Here is a 22,861-nt window from a genome sequence, read left to right as displayed (position 1 = left end):
GATTGTCGTGGCGGATCTCGCTTGCGCGAGAGGTGCCGCCTCCATCACAGCTTGCCGTCCTCCTTGAACACCTTGGTCCAGTCGGCGATCAGCCCGTCGAGCGCGCCTTTCGCCGTACCCTGGTCGGCGACGACATAGTCGTGGACGCGCTTCTGCATCGCGAGCAGAAGCTGGGCGTAGGACGGCTCGGCCCAGAAGTCGACCACCTGGTCCATCGCCACCAGGAAGTCGGCGGCGAACGGCGCGGTGTTCTTGAAGTTGGGATCGTTGAGCACGCCCTTGTGGCAGCTGTAGCCGCCGAGCGCCCACCACTTCTTCTGGGTGTCGAGCGCGGCGAACCACTTGATATATTCGAGCGCTTCGGCGCGGTTAGGCGAATATGCCACCACCGAGATGCCCTGCCCGCCGAGCTGCGAGCCCTTCTCCTTCTGCGCGGGGTTGACGAAGAAGCCGATCTTGTCGCCGCCGACATTGGGGTCCTTGTAGAGGCCCGGGAAGAAGGCGAACCAGTTCATCTGCAGCGCGACCTGGCCGGACTTGAAGGCATCGAGGCCTTCCTGCATGTAGCCGTTGGAATAGCCGGGCGGCGTGCAGCATTTGTACAGCGCCTTGTAGAACTCGAGGCCCTTCACCGCATCGTCCGAGTTGACGAAGCCCTGCATGTCATACGGCTTCTTCGGGTTCTGATACTTGAAGCCGAACGGATAGAGCGCGTTGGTGACGCCCATGGTGATGCCTTCCGAGCCACGCTCGGTGAAGATGGCCGCGCCATAAACGGTCTTGCCGTCGATCACCCGCTTCTGGAAGAACTCGGCAATGTCCTTCAGCTCTTCCTGCGTCTTCGGCACCTCGAGCTCGCGGCCGAACTTCTTCTTGAATTCCTCGCGAATCTCCGGCCGCGCGAACCAGTCCTTGCGATAGGTCCAGCCGTTGGCGTCGCCCATCGCCGGCAGCGCCCAGTAGTTCGGCGAGCCCTTCGGCCATTCGGCGTAGCCGGCGACGGTGGCCGGCATGAAATCAGAGATCTTGATGCCTTCCTTGTCGAAGAACTCGTTGAGCTTGACGTATTGGCCATTCTCGGCCGCGCCGCCGATCCATTGGGAATCGCCGATCATCAGGTCGCACAGCTTGCCCTTGGAGTTGAGCTCGTTGAGCATGCGGTCGGCGAAGTTCGGCCATGGCACGAACTCGAACTTCATGTTGACGCCGGTCTTGGCGGTGAAGTCCTTGGACAGCTCGACCAGCGCATTGGCCGGGTCCCAGGCGGCCCAGCACAGGGTGATCGTCTTTCCTTCGGCGCGCGCCGGCGCGGACGCGCCGAGCACGGTCGCGGCGGCGACCGTCGCCGCCAGTGCAAATGTCTGCAGCAACTTCATCTGGCACTCCCTCCCTGTTGGCGCCGTCCCCGCTTCGCGTGGGTGACGGCGATGCATGGCCCGCGGCGAGCGGCGCCGTCACAACGACAGCGCGAGCCGCAAGCGTTTCCCCTGGCCCTCGGATCATCCGTCCGAGTTAAGTATTTTGTTTAGTAGATTGCGAACGACTAAACATGTCAAGCGCGTTTTCGCGACGTTTGCAGCGCATCATGTTTAGCGACTGCGGTAAGCTGCTCGTCGTCCGGAGGTTTGCCGGGATGGCGATGGCGCGGCTCACCGGCGCAGCTGCCAGGACGCAGGCTCGGCCCAACTCCAGGCTGCATCCGCGTGATCAGCCCTTCGCCAACGTCACGCCGCAACTGACCCGGCCGTCAGCGATGAAGAAGCGTCCGGCAAGGCGAGCAACGGCGGCCGGCCAATCCTCTCTCATGACACGCACCTCGAAGGTGCCCGCCGCCCATGCGATCGCGAGCTCGACATCCTGGAAATCCAGGAAGCCGCGCGTGAGCGGATACTGGCATTTGTAGTAGGCTTCCTTGGCGCTGAAGATCACGATCGGCAGCATCGGCTGCAACGCGTCGGGCTGGCCGCGAAGCCATTGCCGTTCGGCCGGCGTGAGCACAAGATCGCGCATCGACGGATCGAGCTCGCGCAGGTCCTCGACATCCAGTCCAAGGGACGGGACATCCCTGCTTCGGGCCACGGCCACGGCGCAATGATCGGCACAATGGGAGATGCTTCCCGCATAGCCCGACGGCCACACCGGCGCGCGATCCGGCGTCGGGACGAGCGCGACCGGCGAAGCTCCCAGCGACGCCAGCGCCCTGCGCGCCAGGATCCGCGCGGTCGCGAACTCGGCGCGCCGCTTGGCGACCGCGGCCTGGATATGCGCGCGCTCTTCGGGAAACAGCTCATCCTCCGCCAGCGAGAGGCTGGACGCCGCCACCACGACCGGACCGTCAAACAGATTTGCAAGCACTCACATCACCAACTCTGCACGCGCGTCTCTTTGCGGACCGGCCTCGACCAGCCGCCACCGTATACGAAACGGCGACGTCGAAGCGAATTCCAACGATTCAACATGTCTCGCGATCTCGCGGCGCCACGCCCCCGAGCTTTGCATGGCGAGCGCACGCTGCCGCTCGGCGAGCTGCACCACCGACCACTGCGGATCGGCATCGACCAGCACTTGCGCCCGGCGAGGTGCCAATGCACCCGGCTCCCCCCGGGAGCCCATGGTTGGATCAGGATCAGAACATACTGCGATGCAAGTCGATTCTGCCATAACTCGCCGGCTTGTCCAACGCGCCCCGGCCGCTGTCCCCCGGTCCATGCTTTTCGGCCCCGCTGACATGCGCGTCGGCGGCCAGCTTTTGCTTGACGGCAGCGGGCTGCAACGGGACTTATCCAGTCCCTCTGTCTGCCGAAGAAGTGCGTTCCCATGGCCGCCGATCCGCTCTCGATCCTCAAGACCGTGTTCGGTTACGACAGTTTCCGCGGCCGGCAGCGTGACATCGTCGAGCACGTGATCGCCGGCCACAATGCCTTCGTGCTGATGCCGACCGGCGGCGGCAAGTCGCTGTGCTACCAGATCCCGGCGCTGGCGCGTCCCGGCCTCGGGCTGATCATCTCGCCGCTGATCGCGCTGATGGAGGACCAGGTCACCGCGCTCCGGCAGGCCGGCGTGAAGGCCGCGGCGCTGAACTCGCGGCTCTGGGGCGCCGAGAAGGACCTGCTGTGGCAGGACATCGAACGCGGCGAGCTCGATCTCCTCTACATGGCACCCGAGACGCTGCTCAAGGCGGAGAACCTCGAGCGGCTCAAGACCGCACGGTTGTCGCTGATCGCGATCGACGAGGCGCATTGCGTCTCGCAATGGGGCCATGATTTCCGTCCCGAATACCGCGCCCTCGACTGCCTCGCCGGGCTGTTCCCGACCATCCCGCGCATCGCACTCACCGCCACGGCCGATGCGCCGACGCGCGCGGAGATCGTCGAGCATCTTTCGATCGGCGACGGCAACAGCTTCATCGCCGGCTTCGACCGGCCGAACATCCGCTATGGCGCAGCGGAGAAAACCAGCACGATGCAGCAGATGCTGGCCTTCCTGAAATCGCGCGAGGGCGAGAGCGGCATCGTCTATTGCCTGTCCAAGCGCAAGACCGAGGAAGTCGCCGCCTCGCTCAGCGATCATGGCTTCCCGGCGCTGCCCTATCATGCCGGCATGGAGATGAAGGCGCGCGAGAAGAACCAGCGCCGCTTCCAGCTCGAGCAGGGCCTGATCATGGTCGCCACGATCGCCTTCGGCATGGGCATCGACAAGCCCGACGTGCGGTTCGTTGTTCATGCCGATCTGCCCTCCAGCATCGAGGCCTACTACCAGGAGACCGGCCGCGCCGGGCGCGACGGCCTGCCCTCCGAGACTCTGATGCTGTACGGGGCGGAGGACATCGCGCTGCGCCGCCGCTTCATCGATGAGTCCGACGCGCCCGATGCGCGCAAGCGCACCGAGCGCCGCAAGCTCGATGCGCTGCTCGGCTTCGCCGAGACCTGCCAGTGCCGCCGCCAGGTGCTGCTGCGCTATTTCGGCGACGATTGCGCTCCGTGCGGCAATTGCGACATCTGTCTTGACCCGCCGGAGACCTTCGACGGCACCATCGCCGCGCAGAAGCTGCTGTCCTGCATCCACCGCACCGGCGAGCGCTTCGGCCAGGCCCACGTCATCGCGGTGTTGCTCGGCGAGACCGACGAGCGCATCGAACGGCTCGGCCACGACAAGCTCTCGACCTTCGGCATCGGCAAGGAGCACGACCGCAACGCCTGGCGCTCGATCGTCCGCCAGCTCGTCGCGCATGGTCTGATCAGCGTCGACGTCGCCGGCCATGGCGGCCTGTCGATCTCGCCCGAGGGCCGCCAGTTCCTGCGCGACAAGCCGCAGCTCAGCCTGCGCGTGCTGAAGAAGCCGCGGCGCGACCGCAAACCCCGGGAGCGGCAGACCACGGCGGCATTTCCCGACCTCGACCGCGACCTGTTCGAGAAGCTGCGCGTACGCCGGATGGAGCTCGCCAAGGCGCAGAACGTCCCGCCCTATGTCATCTTCCACGACAAGACGCTGGCCGAAATGGCGGCCCGCCATCCGCGCTCCGTCGCGGAGCTTGCGAGCATCCCCGGTGCCGGCACGGTCAAGCTCGCGCGCTACGGCGAGGCCTTCGTGGCGGTGATCAATGCGCATGATGCGGGCGCCTGAGCCGGCCATCGTCCAGCAGCACCGCGGCTCCTTCGCTCGACGATCAGACGGCACACATGGCTCACACATGGCCTCGCGATCCCGCCGCTGATGACGCCCGGGTTATGCAACTGAAGTCCCCTTCTCCTCGAAGAAGAGGCGCAGGGAAGACCGGGTATCAGCTGATACCCGCGGTCCGCGTGCAGCAAAAAGCACGCGGCAGAACCACAGGTTCAGCCCAATATCCGGCCTTCCCTGCGCGACGGTTTGACGACTTATAGGCGCTCTCCCCGGGGATCGGCTGTCTTGCCCCCGTCGCCGGCGGATCATCATCACCGCCGGTTTGGCATCAGCACCGCGATGCCAGGACCACACCACTTCGCCGTCGCATCGCTCCGTTCGTCGGCGCGGGCTTTGACACCCGGCTGCGGAGCAACGCGCCCGTCGCCTCCCCGGCTCGACGCTCGTGACGATCGCGAAACGTCCCTCTTCAGCGAGCCGGGATAACAGGAAATGTGGATGTGATTTGCCCGACGGTGCAAGTGATGAGTTTGCGACAAACTGGCACGACGGGCAGTTGGCGCATACGCGCCATGCAGAGATTGCCCGTCGTGCAGCTCGGGATGGCGCGAGTTCGTCGGGTCACAGCAGCCGGTCCCATCGACGCCTTCAAACGTCTTCAGTGATTGGAATGCACCGTCACAGTGATGAGCTTGGCTCCGGCACCGAGCTGCCGGGTCGGCAAAGCACGAGCCATTCTACTTCTCCGCGTGCCCGGCGGCACTGGTCCGACCGCATGGAAGTTCGGGCGGGGCCGGAAGATCGATGCTGCCAATCAGGTCCGAGCGCAACGTTTCAGCGGCGGCCGTCGCCGCCATGGTCTGTCGCAAGGTGCTGACGTTCGATCCGAGCGAAACGATGCCGCCGAGCACCGCGGCAATCGTCCCGAGGACGACGACCGCATTGGACCCCAGCAGGCCCAGCACCGCCCCGAGCAGCAACGCGGCGCAGCCGGATATCACGATCTTCGAGGCCATGATGATCTTTCGACACCGCTCGGCCGCGTCGGCCAGCTGTTCGATCCGCGCCTCGATGAGGGAGATTGATCGCTCGGGTCGTCCTCATCCATCAGACCAACTGTTCTCCACGGTGTTGCTTTGGGCTAATTCCGTCCCCGCCCACCAACGTACGGCCATTGGTTGGACAATCCAAGAGATGGTTTGCGGCCGTGAGGCATCGACCTTGATGAAGCTCGCGATCATCTGAGATATTACAGGCCTTGGATCACACCAACGCATGGCATCTGGCTTTGTTACGGCGCGACCAAGCCGAGGAGCCTCTCGAAACTAGGCCGGCACGGGAACCCCGGCTTTCTTCTCCAGCGCGGCCACCCGGTCGCGAAGGCTGCGGATCTCCGCGACCAGGTCAAGGACGTCCGGCGCGGGTTGATGCCCCATCATCCCGACATGGCTCGTTGTCACACGAATGGTCGACGAGCTGATCTCCATGCTGGTGCGGGAGCTCGCAACTGATAGACCCGGTTGCAATGCGGGCGGTGCGGGGACTGCGATCGTAACGCCACCCGCGACAATTCCGTCTGGAGCGGTAACGGTTTTCTCGAACCGCGCGGCGCCTTTAACGGTCACGTCTTCGAGTTTCGCCGCACCGTGAATCGAAACGCCCCCGGCGTAATGCTTGCCATCGTTGAGAACAAGTTCGTCAGCCTGGGAGTGAGAGAGCGCCGCGCGCGCCGCCGGAGGCACTTTCGGGCTCTGGAGCTGCACGGTCTCGACGTTGCATGCCATTATCGCTCGCCCCAACCAAGCCGGGGCTAGCAAGAGACGTCCCGCGTGGGCCGCCGCGCCGTCAAACTCGATTCTGAGCATGCCGGGATAGCCCTGCGCGTCGACGGGAACCCTGACATTGCCGCTCTGCAGCACAGTCGTTGATCCTTCCAGGATGACCGACGTGTCGGTGAGTTTGATGTCGCTCGTCATGTTCGCCGCCTCCCGCTGAAGATGTAACTTAAAATATCGTCAACTCGGCCGCCGCAGTTTGATTCACGTCAACGCTCCATCGGCTGGCGCCTGCGACCGTTAACTACGAAGTAGGATGTTCTGGCGCGCGCCAGGCCGCGCTCAGAACATGGGAACTGGCGGGGTCTTGAAATGCCCAATGATCTGCACACCGTCCTGAGCGGCATTCACGGATTGAAGGTCGACGCAGTCGAGAGGTCGGTTCCGGCCTGCGCGGACCATGCCTTCGCCTGGGCAGGCAAGCTGCTCCCCACGCCCCACGTTCGAGCCCGCGCCGATTTCAGCTCGGCTCATCAGCGGGCTTGGCTCGAGGCCATGAGCAATCTAAGTGCATGGAAGACGCGGCAGATCGATCTGAACCTGCCGGCATCGGGGAAGCTGCTGATTGTCGGATGGTACTTCCCGGAGCTCGCTAGCCTGCTCGGCACTGCGGACAAAAAGCATGTGATCGTTCTGGTATCGAATGATGCTCCCTGGCTCTCCGAGTTGAAGGACGCAGGCACCACACTGAACTTCCGGGCCGCAGGCGGTGCGGAGGCGCTCGCCGCGTACATGCGCGAAGGCCGCAACGTGTTCGCGATGATGGACAATATTCATCCGGGCACCGAGTTCATCCGCAGCCCATTCTTCGGGCGCCCCGCCAAGACTCCGGCCGCCATTCTGAGGCTTGCGATCCGCAACGGCTACACGCTGGCGCTGATAGCGCCCAGGGACAGCCGCGTGGAAGTGGTGGCGACGCTGCCCACCGCCGGCAAGCAGCCGGAGGATCTCGCTGCCTGGGTGAACCAGAAGATCGAACAGGAAGTCAGACGGGCGCCGGAACGCTGGCTGTCGTGGCCGACGCTCGCCTACCGCTTCCAGGCAAGCTGATTCACCAGTCAGGAGGACGCGCGCATGCCCACCACGTCGTTCAATCAGCTCGCGCAGCAGGCCGACGCACTTTACCCGCCGCAGTCGATGCACAGCCTGTTGTCCAGGCTGCGCTACCCCGGAGCGGCACCGGGAACGACCCTGCCGACGGCTTCGTTCGCCGAGGCGGCTTGGCGCCTGTCGGGCCCCTCCACGACACGAATTTCATTCCTCCACTACAACATCTGGTGCCTGCGCGCGAAGATCGGATTGAAGGAGATCGTCGCCGCTGCCGGAGGGGTGGGCCACTTCGCGGCTTGTCTTGGGGTCTCATCGGCTGAGTTCATCGGCAAGGCACTGGAGATGATCGGGGCCGACATCGGAGATGTCTGCGACCGCATCTTCCCGCCGATCGTGGAAGTCTGCGGCGTTTCCGCCAACCCGCTGAACGATGCCTGCAAGCTGGTGGGCAACAGCCTCTCGCTCGGCGGATACATCATCGAAAATCTCAGTTCCGACCTCGACTGGCTGATAAGCCTCTTCTCGATCCCCGAGGAGGTCGTATTCGAGGTGCTGATGCAGTTGGTCGCGCCGGTGCTTGGCGTGTTCGAAGTGAGTGTCATGGAGAAGCCGGTCATCCCCGAGCGCGCCGGCGAAATCGGCCGGAGGGTGTTCGCCTACGACCTCGTATCGCTGGTCGAGGCTTGGGACCAGGATACGCGGGATACGATCCTGGCACATGGCACCGCGCAGCATGTCGACGGACCGACCGGCTCCCTCGCCTACAAGCAACTGCAGAGCGGGATCCTCGTCCTCAGCCCGACGCGGACGATCGAGAATGGCGGCGGGCATGTCTATGCCGCGGACGGCGTGTCGCGAGTGATGCCCGGCGGATGCGAGATGGGCTACATGTTCGATTCTGACAAATGGGCGAACAAAGGGGTGCAACTCACGCGTATCCCGGTCGGCTTCGGTGCGATCGAGCTCTATTCGACGCATGTTTATGCCGGCGATGGCGGCCTTCTGCCGCCCGGCCCAACTGACGCGGAGAAGATCGACGTCAGGCGCAGGCAGATTGATGAGTTGATTGCCTTCATCAAGGCGACGCACCTTCCATCCAACGTGGCCATTGTCGCAGGAGATTTCAACATCGGTGCTGATACCGACGAATACCACAACCTGGTCGCGGCGATGGAGCAGGCCGGCTTCTATGACCTGTGGAGCGTCCCGTACGATACGATGAAAAGCGACGGTTTGACCGACCGTCACGGCGAGGGCGACGAGCCGATCTACAACGACTTCAATACCAACTGTAAGGTCTATCGCGCCAGCGAGGCATATCGGCAAGCCTACGATCCGGCCGTTGCCACGCCGACGATGTCAGATGATGTCGATTATTACTGCGACGACATGCAGCCAGACGACGCGAATCCCACCGGATCGAGGATCGACTACCTGTTCATGGAACGTGCGACTGCATTTCACGGCTTCAATCTCGACGTCTCACGTGTGCGCCGGCGTGCTTTCAAGTCACGCATTCGCTGGGTCGTCACCCCCGGCCCGCAGGACTACCTTTCGAACCACATCGGACTGGAGGCGACTTTGTTCGCCAGCTCAAGGCACTAGAGCTCCGGGCGTTCAAGAAGCGCGGCAGAGGCTCGGAGTCACAGAATGGGTCACTCATCGTCGACAATGCCGACTTGGCCGTCTGCGCAGCGCTTGTCGGCGGGGATGCCAAGTTGAGGCGTCTTGGCACTCGACCTGGTAAACGGTAGGCGATTAGCATCACCAACCTCTCGCCGACCGCTGAGCATAAGGGTTCGGCCAGCTTCATGTTCATGCGCGCCGGCAGACCGCCGACCTCGTGGTGCGACTTGATCGTCACCGACAGGCCGCCGGTGAAGAAGACGCTCTCGATCACGTCGAGATAGGGCCGCAGATCACCTTGCGACTGCCCACTTTGTGCGGGACATCGCACGACCGCGTGTTGTACGTTTCAAACAGCAGGCAAGGCTGAGCCATCTCGCGGCGGCATCCGCCCGAGTTGTCATCTTGAGTGAACCTCTTCCTCCGAAGAAGAGACGCAGGGAGGACCGGGTATCAGCTGATACCCGCGGTCCGCGTGCAGCAAAAAGCACGCGGCAGAACCACAGGTTCAGCCCAATATCCGGCCTTCCCTGCGCGACGGTTTGACGACTTATAGGCGCTCTCCCCGGGGATCGGCTGTCTTGCCCCCGTCGCCGGCGGATCATCATCACCGCCGGCTTGGCATCAGCACCGCGATGCCAGGACCACACCACTTCGCCGTCGCATCGCTCCGTTCGTCGGCGCGGGCTGTGCCCCCCGGCTGCGAAGCAACGCGCCCGTCGCATCTCCGGCTCGACGCTCGTGACGATCGCGAAACGTCCCTCCTCAGCGAGCCGGGATGCGCGAGAATGTGAGGGTGATTTGCCCGACGGTGCAAATGATGAGTCCGCGACAAACTGGCACGACGGGCAGTTCAGGCATGAGAGGCATGCACGGATTGCCCGTCGCGCAGGAATGGCCGTGGTCAGATGCGCCGCTGCACCGACGCGGGCTGGAGATCCTGCTCGCAGTGGCAGGTCCTCTGCGCCCTCTCCCGCAGGATCTGCGAGACCATCCGCTCCGTCCCGGTCAGGCCGGTCAGGATCGTCGCGCCGACAGCCATGCCCGATCGCAATCCGGCGGGCATGGCCGCCTTCAGCAGGCTGATCTTCAGCGCGATCCGCGCTTCGCCGGTTGGCGAGCCGGACGCCGCGCCGATCCACTCAGCATCCGCGACATGTCCATAGAGCCGGACGGGCAGGCCCGGCACGTCGATCGTGACCGCCTGTCCGATCGCGACATAGGTGATCTCGGAAACCGCGAGAGCTGCGATGACGTGGGGCTCGCCTGGCGTGACCACCGCCATCAACGACCGATCTGTCGTCACGGCGTCGCCGACATGGAGACCGCTTGCAGCCACGACGCCGGCGACGGGAGCGATGACGTCGTTCAGCGCGACCGTCGAAGCGCGCTCGTCCCGGTGCTCGATCCGCGCGAGAACCTGTCCCGCAGCGATCTCCTGATTGTCGGTCACGAGCAGGTCCCTGACCAGGCCGGACACCGCCGACCTGACCGGGATCTCGTTCATACTGACATAGGCGTCATCGGTGTGAACCAGATATTGGCCCACGGTCACATACTCGACCATCCACGGCACCGCGACCAGCATTCCGAACATCAGGCTGAGCGCGGCGAGCAACCACAGCGCACGTCCTGCGGACGCCCCGGCGCGCGGCTCCGCTGGGGGACGCTCCTGATGCAGAATGACCGGCCGGGATCCACCCGGCGCTTGCTGTCCGTCCACCACTCGCTCCTCACGACCACGGCATGGGGCGCGTTGCCGCCTCGGCGGCATCCTGTTGACGTCAGGGTCGCACCCATCGAATGCCCGTGACGCGAGATGTGGCGGCTCGCGGGCCGGTTGATAATGGCGCCTGGACCGAATTGGGTCTTCAATTTCTCGAAATAATGCCCGTGTCGACGACACCGCGACACCGCCGCAGCCTCGACACGAGACGGGGGTAACGCCGTTGACCGTCGCGCAAGCTTTGCCAGCGCTTCAAACAACGGCCCCAAACAGCCTTCCGATGCCTGCGGTGAGACCCAGGGCGAAGGCCCCCCAGAACGTCACGCGAAAGGTGGCGCGCGGAATGTTGGCCCCGCCTGCCTTTGCGCCGATCGCTCCCAGCACCGCGAGAAAGGCGAGAGAAGCCGCGGAGACGATCGGGACCAGCAAATTGGCGGGCGACACGACGACCATCAGCAAGGGCATGGCGCCCCCCACCGAAAACATCATGGCCGAGGTCAGGGCAGCCTGGATCGGCCGCGCTGCGGTGATCTCCGAGATTCCCAATTCGTCGCGGGCATGAGCCGTCAGTGCGTCTTTCGCCATCAACTGCTCGGCCACCTGCCGCGCAAGGGATTGATCCAGACCTCGCTTGACGTAGATTTCGGCAAGCTCGTCGCGTTCGAATGCGGGGTTGTCGCTCAGCTCCTTGCGTTCCCGGGCCAGGTCGGCCTGCTCCGTATCCGACTGCGAGCTGACGGAGACATATTCACCGGCGGCCATCGACATCGCTCCGGCGACCAATCCCGCCACGCCTGCGATCAGGACGTCGTTTCGTGTCGCTGCTGCCGCAGCAACACCGACGATCAGGCTCGCAGTCGAAATGATGCCGTCATTGGCTCCCAGAACGGCCGCTCTGAGCCATCCGATCCGCGCCACCAGATGGCTTTCGGGGTGGACGTGAAGGCGGCTCATGTCTTTCTCCTGATCACGCCTTGCAACTTCGTGGCGGCCGCCACGGTGTTGGAAATCGTTCCATACTTCCTGACATTCTGATGAAGCAGCTCGAGCCGGCGGTCGTCTTCGTCGGTGTCGACGATCAGCTCGTAATCGATCGACGCCATCATCGGCGGGCTGTCCTGACGGAAGCCGATCAGTCGCACCTCGACGCCACGAATATGGAACTTGAGCATCGGCGTCACGCGTTCGATTCCCTTGATCATGCAGGCGGCAACCGCGGCGAGAAGAAGCTCGGCCGGGTTGAACGCATCCCGCCGTCCCTGGACATCGGTGTCGAGCACCACGGTCGCATCCTTGCAGTCAGCCACGCTTTCATGCGCATCGATCCGTCGGGCGTTGACGCGATACTCTAGCATTGGGGGAGTCTCCGGGCCGCGTGTCCTTGGGGTTGGCAATCCGAACCATGAGCGGAGTGATCGATCGGATCGCGACCGTCCGGTTACGGCGGCGGAAGCGACCGGCGCAATCCATGGTTTCCGACAGGCGTGTCGCCTTCCCTAGTCGTCCGAGTGAGGCAGCATGCGAAGCAGCGTCCGATCCCGGAAGATCCAGTGATGGATCAGCGCGGCGGCCGCATGCATTGCGGCCACGATGACGAGGGCGTGGGCGAGAATTTCATGCACTTCCTTGACGTTGTGAGCAAACGCGCGGTCCTTGGGCCAGGGCGACGCGATCTCGGCAATGCCAAACAGCGGCAAGGAATCACCGCGCGCAAACTGCAACACGATGCCAACGACGGGCACGGCAAAGAGCAGCGCATAGAGAACGTAGTGCGCGAAACGCGCGGCCGGATCCTGCCACTTTCCCATCCATGTGGCGAATTCGGTCGCTTCGGGCGGCGGAGAAGGATCGGCCAGCCGCCAAGCCAGGCGCACCGCCAGAAGCATGAGGATCGCGATCCCAGCCGTGACATGGACGAGCAGGCCGGACTCGCGCGGCGCGCCCTTGGGCAGCACGTCACCGAAGACCCCAAGCGCCCAGGCGACGGCCACGAGAACGACCGTCAGCCAATGCAGCGTCTGCGGAATCGCCCCGTAGTCCCTCGTCGAGTTGAAGAGCTGCATCTCAGACCTCTTTGATCAAAAGATGCTCCTGGCGCGACCGTCCCTCGTTGATGTGGATCAAGCCCTTGCCGGTCTGGGTGCTCAGGACGGCGGGGCGAGTGCCAGCTCTGCATCGGCGATGACATAGCGGACGTAGCGGTAGTCGCGGATGAAGCTGATCTTGCCGTCGCGCCAGCTCAGCCACATGACGTAGCTGGGCCGCGGATCGCCCTGGCGTTCGAACACGGCGATCACTTCCCGGCCCTCGAGCCAGGCCGGCGCCAGCCAGACGCCGTCCATCCCGGCGTAAATGCTGAAGAACATCCCGACATCGGCCGGGCCGACACGGACGGGATGAGTGGACTGGTGCAGTTTGACGTCGTGTGCCAGCAGCGCGCGCAGGCCGTCCCAATCACGCCGGTTGAACAGGCTCACATAGCGTGTCGCCGCATCGGAGGCGGGTCTCGCCGCCGGCCGCGCCTCGGCCACAGCGTTGATCTCGGAGAGCCGCGCCCGGGCGCGGGCGAGATGCGCCTTCACCGAGTCCACCGTCAGGTCGAGCAGCGCCGCGATGTCGGCGAGCGACTCATCGAGCACATCCTTCAGAACGAGGACACTCCGCTGAGGGATCGGAAGCTCCGTGAAGCGCGACACCGCGGTCCGGATCGCCTCGTCGCGCATCATCGCCTCCACGGCATCCGGCACGGTGTCGTCGGCGACACCGTCAGCCGCCTCCATCGGTTCGGCGGCCCGGATCGCACGGCTGCGCAGCAGGTCCAGCGCCCGGTTATGCGCGACCCGGAACAGCCAGGCGCGCAGCATCACGACGTCGCGCATCTCGTCCACCGCGACGAGCGCTTTTGTCAGGGTGTCCTGCACGACGTCCTCGCCGTCGATCACAGAGCCCATCAGGCGCGCGCAATAACGATGCAGCTCGGGCCGCAGCTGCTCTGCGAGGGCCACGAGCTCGGCGCTGCGCGCGCCGCGCGAAGCATGTCCGCCGTCGCTCAAGCTGCCGCTCCTTCCATCACCGTCACGCCGGAATCTCCGTTGAGACCGAACACGACGCCGTCGACGAACCGCGGGTCCTCCAGCACTGCGACCACACGATCGCCGAACGCCCGTGGCGGCATCGGCGCGCCGAAGCGGGCAACGAACGCTTCCGGCGCAATGCCCATGGACCCGGCATAAGCACCCGCGGCCGTATCCCCCACTCCCGTGCCGAGGATCATCATACGCGGCACGATCGCCTGGAAGCGGATGCCGAGCCTGTCGTCCTGCGACACGCCGTTGGCGTATTTCGCCATGAACCAGAGCATGCGCTTGGCGCCGCCGTAGCCGCCTGACATCTGCGAACCGCCCACCGCCGCGCCGCTCGATCCGACCAGGACGCGGCTTCCTGGTTTCAGGGGGAGCTTGAGCGCCGCCTGGATCCAGTACAAGCCCGCCTTGACGTCCGTTTCCCAGGCAACCGAGAAATCCCTCCAGGTCAGCCGATCCAGCCGGTCCATGTGCGGCGTTGTGCCGGCGTTCAAGATCAGGATGTCGGGGCTGATATCGCCGACGATGCGATGCGCAGCGGCCTCGTCGGTGACGTCGGCCGCGATCGTGGCCACACCCAGGCGCGCAGCAATCGCGTTCAGCGCCTCGGTTCCGCGCGCGACGACGGTCACCTTGGCGCCGCGATCGACGAGGGCCTCCACGACTCCCAAGCCAAGGCCGCGGCTTCCGCCGGTCACGACGATCGTCTTGTCTTTCAGGCTCATGATGATGCTCCAATGTCCAGATGACATGAAAACGATCGAGGCATCGGAAAAGAGTCAGGCGGCGAAACCAATGCGAGCCCCCTTGCGCAACCGGCCGCCCGGCTGGATGCTCCGGGCACATCGTTCATCACGGGAATCGCTTCATGTCCGTCGACACCACCGCCGCCACCGATCGTCTGATGCGTTTTCTCGCCGTCCAGGGCGTGACCGGACAGGAAAAGGCGATCGGGCGCGAGATCATGGCGGCGCTGAAGCAGGCCGGCGTGCCGGCCAAGGCGATGCGGCTCGACGATGCCAATACGCGCATTCCGCTGCCGACCGAGACCGGCAACCTGATCGTCGAGCTGCCCGGCCGCGGCAGCCAGCACAATCAGCCGCGGATCATGTTCATGACCCACATGGACACGGTGCCACTGTGCGCCGGCGCGCAGCCGAAGATCTCCGGTCGCAAGATCGTCAACCAGGCCAGGACCGCGCTCGGCGGCGACAATCGCTGCGGCTGCGGCATTCTCGTCACGCTCGCGGCCGAGCTGATCCGGCAGAAGCTCGATCATCCGCCGATCACGCTGCTGTTCTGCGTGCGCGAGGAGAGCGGGCTCTATGGCGCGCGGCACGTCAACACCGACGACCTCGGCGCGCCCGAGATGGCGTTCAACTTCGACGGCAGCTCGGCCTCCGCCGTCACGATCGGCGCTGTCGGCGCCGACCGCTGGGAGGTCGAGATCTTCGGCCGCGCCTCGCATGCCGGCGTCGCGCCTGAGCGCGGCATCAGCGCCACCATGATCCTGGCGCTCGCGCTCGCCGAGGTGAAAGCCGGCGGCTGGTTCGGCAAGGTGGTGAAGGGCAAGGGCAAGGACGTGAGGCTTGGCACCAGCAATGTCGGTCCGGTCACCGGCGGCGAAGGCCGCCCCGCGGGCGACGCCACCAACGTCGTCACCGACTACGTCCACGTCCGCGGCGAATGCCGCAGCCACGATGCCAAATTCATCCGCGAGATCACCAAGGCCTACAAGGCGGCCTTCGAGAAGGCGGCCAAGCAGGTCACCAACAGCGAAGGCAAGTCCGGCCGCGTCAAGTTCAAGGCCGAGACCGACTATCATCCGTTCCGGATGAAGGAGACCCTTCCCGTCGTCAAGCGCGCCATGGCTGCCGTTTCCGACATCGGCGCAGCGCCGACCCTGCGCGCCGGCAATGGCGGCCTCGACGCCAACTGGATGGTCCGCCACGGCATCCCCACCGTGACCTTCGGCACCGGCCAGAACGAGCCGCACACGATCGACGAATGGATCAACCTGGACGAATACGATCGGGCGTGTGCGCTGGCGGTCAGGCTGGCGACGATGGGGTGAGACGACGCCATCCGGACACGCACTTGGATGGCTGCAACCTCCTTGCTCCCGCGCAACGTCGTGATGACGGGCTCGCCAGCAAACGCGCATGTTCCGAACAGGTCGAACAGCGAGGCCATGACGTCGCGCTCCCGCGGCGGATGGCACCCAGGCAGAGATTGCCCGTCGTGCAGCTCGGGCTGGCGCGAGCTCGTCGGATCACAGCGGCCAGTCTCATCGACGCCCTTCAAACGTCTTCAGTGATTGGAATGCACCGTCACAGTGATGAGTTGGCTCCGGCACCGGGCTGCCGGGTCGGCAAAGCACGAGCCATTCCTCCTCTGCGTGCCCAGCGGCCCCTGTCCGATCGCATGGAAGTTCGGGCGGGGCCGGAACTCCAAAGCGGGACGGCGGTTCTAGTGCGATGGACCTGCCATTCGCGTTGGACCGTCGCCAACTCCTCGGCGAGGTCAGGTCCAGAACCGCAATCGATCATCCGTTTGCCGGCATTGTACGGCTCTGACGTTCGTCACAGTTCTCGGCAGAGCCGGACACCGGAGACATCAGCCAATCACGGCGCACTTCACTGGAGGCCTGACATGTCGACCAAACTAGCTCTGCTCGGCCGCACGGCCGCAATTGCTTCATTGACTGCACTCGCGATCGGCGCCTTCACCCCGACCAGTGCCGACGCGCGAAATGGGCGCTGGCACGGCGGCGGCGGCGGCGCTGCGATCGGCGCGGCGCTTGCGGCGGGTGCCATCGGCACCGGTCTTGCGATCGCCGCAAGCCGCGACGCCTACGATTATTACGATGGCCCGGTCTATGACGGCCCGGCCTATTACGCGGCTCCGTCCTACTACGGCGTGAACCCCCACGCCTATGGCTATTACCGCAAGGGCGAATACCCCTATCAGGTCTATGGCGGCGACAGCCCGAACGCGGTCTGCGCGCAGGGCACGACCTGGAATTGCCGCTGAGACCGCGTCCAATTGAAACCTCCACGCGGCATCGGGCGAGGTCTCGCGGCGCTCGCCCGGCGCTGGACTCGATTCTCTGCCGTCGGGATCAGTCCCGTAACATGCCATGAGCGCAGCGACATGCGGGACCGATCTCTCGCCGGGTCGCTTCCCCGAAGCCCATTTGAGCCGCGGCGGGCGCTACGCGTCGAACGCGAGGCGGATGACCGATCGCGATACCCTTGCCGGCATGCGCACCGCTGCCCAAATGCGCGCGCCAGCCGGCATCATGATCCCGATGCGACATCCGGCGGGATGACTCCCTTGCTGAAGATGAAGCAGCCGTAGAACCGGCGCTCGCCGGTGGCGATCACGCAATAGGCTGATCTGGCCATCTCATAGAATGCGAAGCGCTCGACGCCGACCAGCGGCCACGACCTGCCCTCGGCGCGGTCGATCACCGCCTGCACCTCCTGCTGCACCGGCGTCACCTCCGCAGGACTGCCCACGACCTCCATCCGCACGGCGGCATCGTCGATGAAGCTGTCGAGCGGCAGCACCGACAGCACGGCCTGGACCGCGCGCGCCGCGCTGACATTATCGATGCGCAGCAGCCCGCCGAACACTGTCTGCCGCGCGATCGCATCCGCCGGAAAATTGGTGTCGCAGATCACGAGACGGTCGCCATGCCCCATCGCGCGGAGCGCATGGAGCACGTCGGCATTGAGCAGTGGATCGATCCCCTTGAGCATGTGGTCTCCCTGTCATTTTCATCGAACGGACCAGGTCGCCGGGCCATCGGCCAAGGGCAACTGCTGCCAACACCTGGAGCGCGTCACGCCATCATCCCATCGCGAACTACACGCTCCCTCGCCTTTCGCCGACCAGGCGAAGATCGATGCTGCCGATCAGGTCCGAGCGCAGCCTTTCAGCGGCGGCCATCGCCGCCATTGTCTGTCGCAACGTGCTGACATTCGATCCGAGCGACACGATGCCGCCGAGCAGCGCCGCAATGGCGCCGAGGAGCGCGACCGCATCGGATCCGAGCAGGCCCAGCACCGCGCCGAGCAGCAATGCGGCGCCGCCCGCTATCGCGATTTTCGAGGCCAGGATGATCTTTCGGCACCGCTCCGCCATCTCGGCAAGCTCGTCGATCCGCGCCTCGATCCGGGATATCTCTCCGCTCGGGTCGTCCTCATCCATCACGCGAGCTGCCCTCCGCGCCATCAGCGCCTCATCCTGAAACGACCCGGTCCCCGATCATGCCACCTGTCACGTGGCGCGCGAGCGTACGACGCCGCCATCCCACCGGCAACCATCCACGGCCTGACTTCACCGCGCACAACAGGTCCCGATGCACGCGGACGCTCCTCCAGGGCCGCGGCCGCAGGCCCGGAACAAAGCCGGCAACTCCGGATTGTCGTACCCGGAATTTCCACACGGCGGATGGGCGGCTCATGCCGAGCGCCCGTTCGGCAACCATCGGCTGCTATTGCCTACACGGCAATGAGCAACTTCTGACCTTGGTGCCAGCAGCTCATGAATGAGAGCTGAGCGGAAACGACAATTCAACTACGAAAGCAGCGCGTCGGCCAGGCGATATCAGGAAAAGGCCGCAGAGGCGCGTGATGCTCAAGGCGCCTCGTTACGGGGACGCGCAACCATATCATCTCGAGTTGCCCAAACACGAGCACCGTCCGCTACTCGCGGCGGCCCGAGCCGTTCGTCAATTGCAAACTTCCCAAGTTGATCCCGTGTTGCACGCGATATAGTAGCGAGCCGGCGGGGATCCGAAGCGGCGCGACTCCACTAGCGAGCCATTTGCGTGCGTCGGCCGGGCGGCGGGTGGGGAAGGCCACCCCACCCTGGACAACGACAACAGTTCTCCTAACCACTGCCGCGTCCCCACTTCAGGCAACAACCCGTGGCCGACTTTCACAAGCCGCGAAGTGTGACCAAGTCGTTCTCATGCCTCCAGGCTCCGAGAGGTCACATCGAGCCATGCCTGGAGCGAGCTCACGAGCATGAGAGCCCTCAAACGTTCGCGCCGGCGACGTTCCTGCCCGCGAGCCAGCCGAAGACCAGCGCCGGACCCAACGTGATGCCGGGCCCGGGATAGGCCCCTTCCATGATCGAGGCCATGTCGTTGCCGCAGGCGAACAGGCCAGGAATGGGTGAGCCATCCGCGCGCAACACCCGCCCGCGCGCATCGGTGACGAGGCCCGCGGACATGCCGAGATCGGCCGGATAGACCGGGACGGCATGGAAAGGCGGCTCCAGGATCGGCGCGACGCAGGGATTGGGATGCCGATCGGCGTCGCCGAGCGCACGCTGATAGATGTCGCCGCCGCGGCCGAAGGCGGGATCTTCGCCGCGCACCGCACCGGCGTTGAACTGGTTGACGGTCGCAGTCAGCGCCTGCGCGGGGACGCCGATCGTCTCCGCGAGCGCGTCCAGGCTGTCGGCACGCTTGAGATAGCCCGCGGCGACGTCGTCAGCGACACTGCGCGTGAACGGCTTGATCTTGCCGAGGCCGTATCTCCACAGGAAGCGGCGATCGCAGATCAGCCAGGCGGGAATGGCCGCAGCGTGATCGAGCTGCGCGCGCACGAACTCGTGGTAGGACACCGCCTCGTTGACGAAGCGGCGGCCGGTGCCATCGACCGCGATCAGGCCGGGTTTGGCGCGGTCGGTGACCGTGTGCGGGAAGACGCCGCTTCTGCCGTCGGCCCGTGTGAAGGTCGAAGCCGGCACCCAGAACGCGCCCGCTTTCGTCGGTGCCGACAGGCACGCGCCCAGGGCCATGGCCAGCCGCGCACCGCGTGGTGCAGCGCCGGGGTCAACGGTGACCGACAGCAGGCCGGCGCCCTGCGGCACATAGCAGCGGCGCAGCTCGGCATCATGCGACAGCCCGCCGGTCGCGAGCACCACGCCGCGCCTTGCGGTGATCCAGGAGCGGCCGGAGCGATCGACAATTTCGAGCCTCGAGACCCTGCCCTGCGCGTCGGCCTCAAGCTGCTGGGCGGAGGTGCCGGTGCGTATCACGACGCCACGATCGAGTGCCGAGCGCAGCAGCCGCGCCGCCAGCGCGTTGCCGAGATAAAGCGTCGTGCCGCGCCGCGCCGTGAGCCGTTGCAGGCCATAGCGCGCGATCAACCTGGCCGCATGCAGAGCCGAGCGCAACGATCGGCCGGCACGGCGCAGATGCGGGATATCCTGGCGGCTGATCATCATGCCGCCGAACAGCATGAACTCCGGCAGCGGATCGCGCAGCAGCGCAAAGGCGTCGCCGAGGCCGCGCGCATCGAATGGCAGCGGCTCCAGCACCCTGCCTCCCGCGGTGGCACCTGGCAGGTCGGGATAATAATCCGGATAGGTCGGCACCGGCTGCAGCCGCAGCGCAGTGCGGGCCTCGAGATCGCGCAAAGCTTCGTCGCCGAATGCAAGGAACGTCTCGAGCCGCGTGCGGTCCTGCCCCGGCACGGTCCGGGCCAAATACGTGCGCGCCGCCTCCAGCGTATCCGCCCGCCCCTCCGCGGCCGCCTTGTGATTGGCAGGAATCCAGACCATGCCGCCGGAGATGGCGGTGGTGCCGCCGATAAATTCGGCCTGCTCCAGCAGCAGCACCGAGCAGCCGTCAGCAGCCGCGATCGTCGCCGCCGTCATGCCGCCCGCGCCGGCTCCGACGACCACGACATCGAACGTCTCGCCGGCGTGCGCCGCCGCCGTCATGCTCACACCATGCCGCCATTGGGCTGCACGATCTGTCCCTGGATCCAGGAGGCCTCGCCGGAGGCCAGGAAGCGCACCACCTCCGCAATCTCGCCCGGCTTGCCGATGCGATTGAACGGGCTCAACGCCGCCATGCGCTGCTTGGCCTCCTCGGTCTTGCCGGCATTGAAAAGTTCGGTGTCGACGGGACCGGGCGCCACCGCATTGACGCGAACACCGCGCGCCGAGAGCTCCTTCGCCATCGACCGCACCAGGCTTTCGACCGCTGCCTTGGTCGCCGCATAGGGCCCGGTGCCCGGCACCGCGTGGCGGACCAGCGACGTCGTGATCGCGACGATGGCGCCGCCGTCGCGCACGCGCCGCGCTGCCTCCGCCAGCACGTTGAAGGCACCTACGACGTTGACCTCCATCAGCAGCCGGAAGTCCTCCGGCCTGAAGCTCGCCAGCGGACCTGCCGGCACGTTGATGCCGGCGTTGGCAATGACGGCCTGCGGCGCACCACCGAAGTCGGCGGCAACTTGCGCGAAGACCTGCACGACCGACGCGGCATCGCGGATGTCGACCTTATATTGCCTGCCGGGCCCTCCGTCCGACGGGCTGGTGGCGTAGGTCGAGGCCACCTGCCAGCCGGCGACGGCAAACGCCTGCGCGCAAGCGGCGCCGATGCCGCGGGAGCCGCCGAAGATGAGAACGATCGGAGAAGAGGTGGTCATTTTCGATTCCCTGATGCAGATGGTGTCTTCGCCATCGCGGCCCGCGTCGCTTCGATCGTCGCCTCGATGCCTTTTTGCAGATCGTAGCGCGGCTGGTAGCCGAGCTCCGCCTTGGCGCGGCCGATGTCGAGCGCGCCCTTGACGGCGCTCAGCACGCGGCCGCCATGATGATAGGGACCGGTGTCGCCGACCGTGATCCTCGCACCGGGAATGGCGCGATTGACGGCGTCGGCCGTGTCGCGCAGCGTCGGAGCCACTCCGGTCGCGACATTGTAGGCGTCGAAGCTGTGATGCGGCTTGTCGAGCGCGAGCAGCACGCCGGCCACGGTATCGTCGATATAGACCTGATCGACCGCGAGATTGCCGCCGTCCTCTTGATGAAATGGCTCGCCGCGCAACGCGGCCTCGATGAAGGTGCGCGGCATGCGCAGGCGCGGCAGATGCGGTCCGTAGACCCAGCAGGTCCGCACATTGATGCATTCGAGGCCGTGATCGCGCGAATAGACGCGGCCATAGTGCTCGGCTGCGAGCTTGGTCACGCCGTAGACGCTGGCCGGCTTCTGTGGGTGCTCCTCGTCGATCACGGCGGATTGGAAGTCGCCATAGGTCTCCTCGGTCGAGATCTGCACGACGCGCCTGACGCCGGAGAGCCGCATCGCCTCGAACAGGTTGATCGCGCCCTCGACATTGACCCGCAGCGCCTTCAGCGGGATATCCGCGGCCTGAACCACGCCGACCACCGCGGCGGCGTGGATGACGGCGTCGGGACGAAATGTCTGGAACGCCCGCAACACCTCATGCCATTCGCCGAGATCGATCGTCGCGGTGACGAGCAGCTGTTGTTGCGAGGCGAGTGCGGCCATGGCCGGCGAGACCATCAGGTCGATGGCGACGACGCGATCGCCGCGGGCGAGCAGCGCCTGCACGATCGCCGAGCCGAGCCAGCCGCAGGCGCCCGTGACCAGAATGGTCTTGCTCGTGGTCATGCCCGGCCCCTCACCGCGGCGCCGGCTCCTCATCGGTCGGCGGGCTGGTGATCACGAGGAACAGCAGCGGGTCGTTGCCGGTGCAGTGGAATTCGTGCACCACGCCCGGCGGAATGTAGGTGACGTCATTGGCACGGACCAACCGGCGCTCGCCGTCGAGGATCAGGATGCCCTCGCCCGACAGCACGTGATAGATCTGCTCCTGCACCTTGTGGGAATGGCTCTCGACATGCGCGCCGGGCTCGTAGGAGGAGATGCGATGGTCGAAGAAGCGGCTGCCGGTGGTGTCCGGCGTCACGATCGCCTTCGACAGCGCCTGGTTATAGTGGCCCGGATACTGGGTCCAGAAAATCTCGGCGAGATTGCGCGTCACCGCCTTCTTCTCTGTCGCCGCATTCGCGTAGGCGTTCGGTCCGGGAACGACGATGGTCATGTCTCATCTCCTCAGGAAGGTTCAGATTGGGCCGGCCAGCCG

The 22,861-nt window shown here is 65.4% G+C and carries 21 protein-coding genes and 1 pseudogene; 5 read left to right on the top strand and 17 right to left on the bottom strand.

The window, feature by feature from the left end; translation table 11 throughout:
- Positions 1-44: 44 nt before the first annotated feature.
- The 3 genes from ACQR03_RS03660 to ACQR03_RS03650 all read right to left on the bottom strand — a co-directional run bounded on the left by ACQR03_RS03660 (position 45) and on the right by ACQR03_RS03650 (position 2,586).
- Positions 45-1,376 (bottom strand): ABC transporter substrate-binding protein, encoded by a 1,332-nt coding sequence (locus ACQR03_RS03660; protein ID WP_315749849.1) that lies wholly within the window; start codon positions 1,374-1,376, stop codon positions 45-47.
- A gap of 331 nt (positions 1,377-1,707) precedes the next feature.
- Entirely contained in the window at positions 1,708-2,355 is a 648-nt protein-coding gene (locus tag ACQR03_RS03655; RefSeq protein ID WP_315749848.1) for a 4'-phosphopantetheinyl transferase family protein, read from the bottom strand.
- Positions 2,356-2,586 (bottom strand): hypothetical protein, encoded by a 231-nt coding sequence (locus ACQR03_RS03650; RefSeq protein ID WP_434840963.1) that lies wholly within the window; start codon positions 2,584-2,586, stop codon positions 2,356-2,358.
- Positions 2,587-2,817: 231 nt separating this feature from the next.
- On the opposite strand from ACQR03_RS03650, the gene recQ reads away from it, so the two are divergent.
- Positions 2,818-4,623, top strand: a complete 1,806-nt coding sequence (gene recQ, locus ACQR03_RS03645; protein ID WP_315749846.1) for a DNA helicase RecQ — start codon at positions 2,818-2,820, stop codon at positions 4,621-4,623.
- A gap of 737 nt (positions 4,624-5,360) precedes the next feature.
- Here recQ and ACQR03_RS03640 read toward each other — a convergent pair.
- Positions 5,361-5,731 (bottom strand): annotated as a pseudogene (locus tag ACQR03_RS03640) (hypothetical protein).
- 217 nt (positions 5,732-5,948) lie between these two features.
- Positions 5,949-6,599, bottom strand: a complete 651-nt coding sequence (locus tag ACQR03_RS03635; protein ID WP_315749844.1) for a hypothetical protein — start codon at positions 6,597-6,599, stop codon at positions 5,949-5,951.
- A 171-nt stretch (positions 6,600-6,770) separates the two neighbouring features.
- On the opposite strand from ACQR03_RS03635, the gene ACQR03_RS03630 reads away from it, so the two are divergent.
- Entirely contained in the window at positions 6,771-7,508 is a 738-nt protein-coding gene (locus ACQR03_RS03630; RefSeq protein ID WP_315749842.1) for a hypothetical protein, read from the top strand.
- Between the two features lie 24 nt (positions 7,509-7,532).
- A complete protein-coding gene (locus ACQR03_RS03625) occupies positions 7,533-9,113 on the top strand; it encodes an endonuclease/exonuclease/phosphatase family protein (protein ID WP_315749839.1) in 1,581 nt (526 codons plus the stop codon).
- Between the two features lie 925 nt (positions 9,114-10,038).
- Here ACQR03_RS03625 and ACQR03_RS03620 read toward each other — a convergent pair.
- The 6 genes from ACQR03_RS03620 to ACQR03_RS03595 all read right to left on the bottom strand — a co-directional run bounded on the left by ACQR03_RS03620 (position 10,039) and on the right by ACQR03_RS03595 (position 14,668).
- A complete protein-coding gene (locus tag ACQR03_RS03620; RefSeq protein ID WP_315749838.1) occupies positions 10,039-10,857 on the bottom strand; it encodes an HlyD family efflux transporter periplasmic adaptor subunit in 819 nt (272 codons plus the stop codon).
- Positions 10,858-11,112: 255 nt separating this feature from the next.
- Positions 11,113-11,814, bottom strand: coding sequence for a VIT1/CCC1 transporter family protein (locus ACQR03_RS03615; RefSeq protein WP_315749836.1), 702 nt, complete (start codon positions 11,812-11,814; stop codon positions 11,113-11,115).
- Complete coding sequence (locus ACQR03_RS03610) at positions 11,811-12,215, bottom strand: OsmC family protein (RefSeq protein WP_315750037.1); 405 nt, start codon at positions 12,213-12,215, stop codon at positions 11,811-11,813. The genes ACQR03_RS03615 and ACQR03_RS03610 overlap by 4 nt, the downstream gene beginning before the upstream one ends.
- A gap of 141 nt (positions 12,216-12,356) precedes the next feature.
- Positions 12,357-12,923: a cytochrome b gene (locus ACQR03_RS03605; protein WP_315718501.1), complete on the bottom strand. Its 567-nt coding sequence runs from the start codon at positions 12,921-12,923 to the stop codon at positions 12,357-12,359.
- An 81-nt stretch (positions 12,924-13,004) separates the two neighbouring features.
- Positions 13,005-13,913 (bottom strand): sigma-70 family RNA polymerase sigma factor, encoded by a 909-nt coding sequence (locus ACQR03_RS03600; RefSeq protein ID WP_315749835.1) that lies wholly within the window; start codon positions 13,911-13,913, stop codon positions 13,005-13,007.
- On the bottom strand, positions 13,910-14,668 hold the full coding sequence (locus ACQR03_RS03595) for an SDR family oxidoreductase (protein WP_315749833.1): 759 nt from the start codon (positions 14,666-14,668) through the stop codon (positions 13,910-13,912). The genes ACQR03_RS03600 and ACQR03_RS03595 overlap by 4 nt, the downstream gene beginning before the upstream one ends.
- 143 nt (positions 14,669-14,811) lie before the next feature.
- Here ACQR03_RS03595 and ACQR03_RS03590 point away from each other — a divergent pair, with 143 nt between their 5' ends.
- Together ACQR03_RS03590 and ACQR03_RS03585 are read left to right on the top strand one after the other, a co-directional pair.
- The gene (locus ACQR03_RS03590; RefSeq protein WP_434840962.1) at positions 14,812-16,017 is read left to right on the top strand and encodes a M20/M25/M40 family metallo-hydrolase; all 1,206 of its coding nucleotides are present in this window, start codon (positions 14,812-14,814) and stop codon (positions 16,015-16,017) included.
- Between the two features lie 578 nt (positions 16,018-16,595).
- Positions 16,596-16,976, top strand: coding sequence for a hypothetical protein (locus ACQR03_RS03585; protein ID WP_315718505.1), 381 nt, complete (start codon positions 16,596-16,598; stop codon positions 16,974-16,976).
- A gap of 266 nt (positions 16,977-17,242) precedes the next feature.
- On the opposite strand, the gene ACQR03_RS03580 is transcribed toward ACQR03_RS03585, so the two are convergent.
- The 6 genes from ACQR03_RS03580 to ACQR03_RS03555 form a co-directional block, all read right to left on the bottom strand.
- On the bottom strand, positions 17,243-17,707 hold the full coding sequence (locus tag ACQR03_RS03580) for an RbsD/FucU family protein (protein ID WP_316202124.1): 465 nt from the start codon (positions 17,705-17,707) through the stop codon (positions 17,243-17,245).
- 106 nt (positions 17,708-17,813) lie between these two features.
- The gene (locus tag ACQR03_RS03575; protein ID WP_315718526.1) at positions 17,814-18,158 is read right to left on the bottom strand and encodes a hypothetical protein; all 345 of its coding nucleotides are present in this window, start codon (positions 18,156-18,158) and stop codon (positions 17,814-17,816) included.
- Between the two features lie 831 nt (positions 18,159-18,989).
- On the bottom strand, positions 18,990-20,687 hold the full coding sequence (locus ACQR03_RS03570) for an FAD-dependent oxidoreductase (protein WP_316170522.1): 1,698 nt from the start codon (positions 20,685-20,687) through the stop codon (positions 18,990-18,992).
- Between the two features lie 2 nt (positions 20,688-20,689).
- The gene (locus ACQR03_RS03565) at positions 20,690-21,400 is read right to left on the bottom strand and encodes an SDR family oxidoreductase (protein ID WP_315827432.1); all 711 of its coding nucleotides are present in this window, start codon (positions 21,398-21,400) and stop codon (positions 20,690-20,692) included.
- Entirely contained in the window at positions 21,397-22,386 is a 990-nt protein-coding gene (locus ACQR03_RS03560) for an NAD-dependent epimerase/dehydratase family protein (protein WP_316170359.1), read from the bottom strand. The genes ACQR03_RS03565 and ACQR03_RS03560 overlap by 4 nt, the downstream gene beginning before the upstream one ends.
- A gap of 10 nt (positions 22,387-22,396) precedes the next feature.
- Positions 22,397-22,819 carry a cupin domain-containing protein gene (locus ACQR03_RS03555; protein WP_315718509.1) on the bottom strand — a complete coding sequence of 141 codons (423 nt, stop codon included), beginning with the start codon at positions 22,817-22,819 and terminating at the stop codon, positions 22,397-22,399.
- Positions 22,820-22,861: the final 42 nt, after the last annotated feature.

The organism is Bradyrhizobium sp. HKCCYLS3070 (assembly GCF_051167575.1).
Classification (GTDB): Bacteria; Pseudomonadota; Alphaproteobacteria; order Rhizobiales; family Xanthobacteraceae; genus Bradyrhizobium.
This window is presented reverse-complemented; position numbering and strand designations above follow the sequence as displayed.

Excerpts from the sequence above, each read along its gene's own strand:
- ACQR03_RS03590 (WP_434840962.1), top strand. The coding sequence starts at position 14,812 with ATGTCCGTCGACACCACCGCCGCCACCGATCGTCTGATGCGTTTTCTC.
- ACQR03_RS03660 (WP_315749849.1), bottom strand. The coding sequence starts at position 1,376 with ATGAAGTTGCTGCAGACATTTGCACTGGCGGCGACGGTCGCCGCCGCG.
- ACQR03_RS03580 (WP_316202124.1), bottom strand. The coding sequence starts at position 17,707 with ATGCTCAAGGGGATCGATCCACTGCTCAATGCCGACGTGCTCCATGCG.
- ACQR03_RS03560 (WP_316170359.1), bottom strand. The coding sequence starts at position 22,386 with ATGACCACGAGCAAGACCATTCTGGTCACGGGCGCCTGCGGCTGGCTC.
- ACQR03_RS03595 (WP_315749833.1), bottom strand. The coding sequence starts at position 14,668 with ATGAGCCTGAAAGACAAGACGATCGTCGTGACCGGCGGAAGCCGCGGC.
- ACQR03_RS03630 (WP_315749842.1), top strand. The coding sequence starts at position 6,771 with ATGCCCAATGATCTGCACACCGTCCTGAGCGGCATTCACGGATTGAAG.
- ACQR03_RS03635 (WP_315749844.1), bottom strand. The coding sequence starts at position 6,599 with ATGACGAGCGACATCAAACTCACCGACACGTCGGTCATCCTGGAAGGA.
- ACQR03_RS03625 (WP_315749839.1), top strand. The coding sequence starts at position 7,533 with ATGCCCACCACGTCGTTCAATCAGCTCGCGCAGCAGGCCGACGCACTT.
- ACQR03_RS03610 (WP_315750037.1), bottom strand. The coding sequence starts at position 12,215 with ATGCTAGAGTATCGCGTCAACGCCCGACGGATCGATGCGCATGAAAGC.
- ACQR03_RS03585 (WP_315718505.1), top strand. The coding sequence starts at position 16,596 with ATGTCGACCAAACTAGCTCTGCTCGGCCGCACGGCCGCAATTGCTTCA.
- ACQR03_RS03575 (WP_315718526.1), bottom strand. The coding sequence starts at position 18,158 with ATGGATGAGGACGACCCGAGCGGAGAGATATCCCGGATCGAGGCGCGG.
- ACQR03_RS03555 (WP_315718509.1), bottom strand. The coding sequence starts at position 22,819 with ATGACCATCGTCGTTCCCGGACCGAACGCCTACGCGAATGCGGCGACA.
- ACQR03_RS03615 (WP_315749836.1), bottom strand. The coding sequence starts at position 11,814 with ATGAGCCGCCTTCACGTCCACCCCGAAAGCCATCTGGTGGCGCGGATC.
- ACQR03_RS03565 (WP_315827432.1), bottom strand. The coding sequence starts at position 21,400 with ATGACCACCTCTTCTCCGATCGTTCTCATCTTCGGCGGCTCCCGCGGC.
- recQ (WP_315749846.1), top strand. The coding sequence starts at position 2,818 with ATGGCCGCCGATCCGCTCTCGATCCTCAAGACCGTGTTCGGTTACGAC.
- ACQR03_RS03605 (WP_315718501.1), bottom strand. The coding sequence starts at position 12,923 with ATGCAGCTCTTCAACTCGACGAGGGACTACGGGGCGATTCCGCAGACG.
- ACQR03_RS03570 (WP_316170522.1), bottom strand. The coding sequence starts at position 20,687 with ATGACGGCGGCGGCGCACGCCGGCGAGACGTTCGATGTCGTGGTCGTC.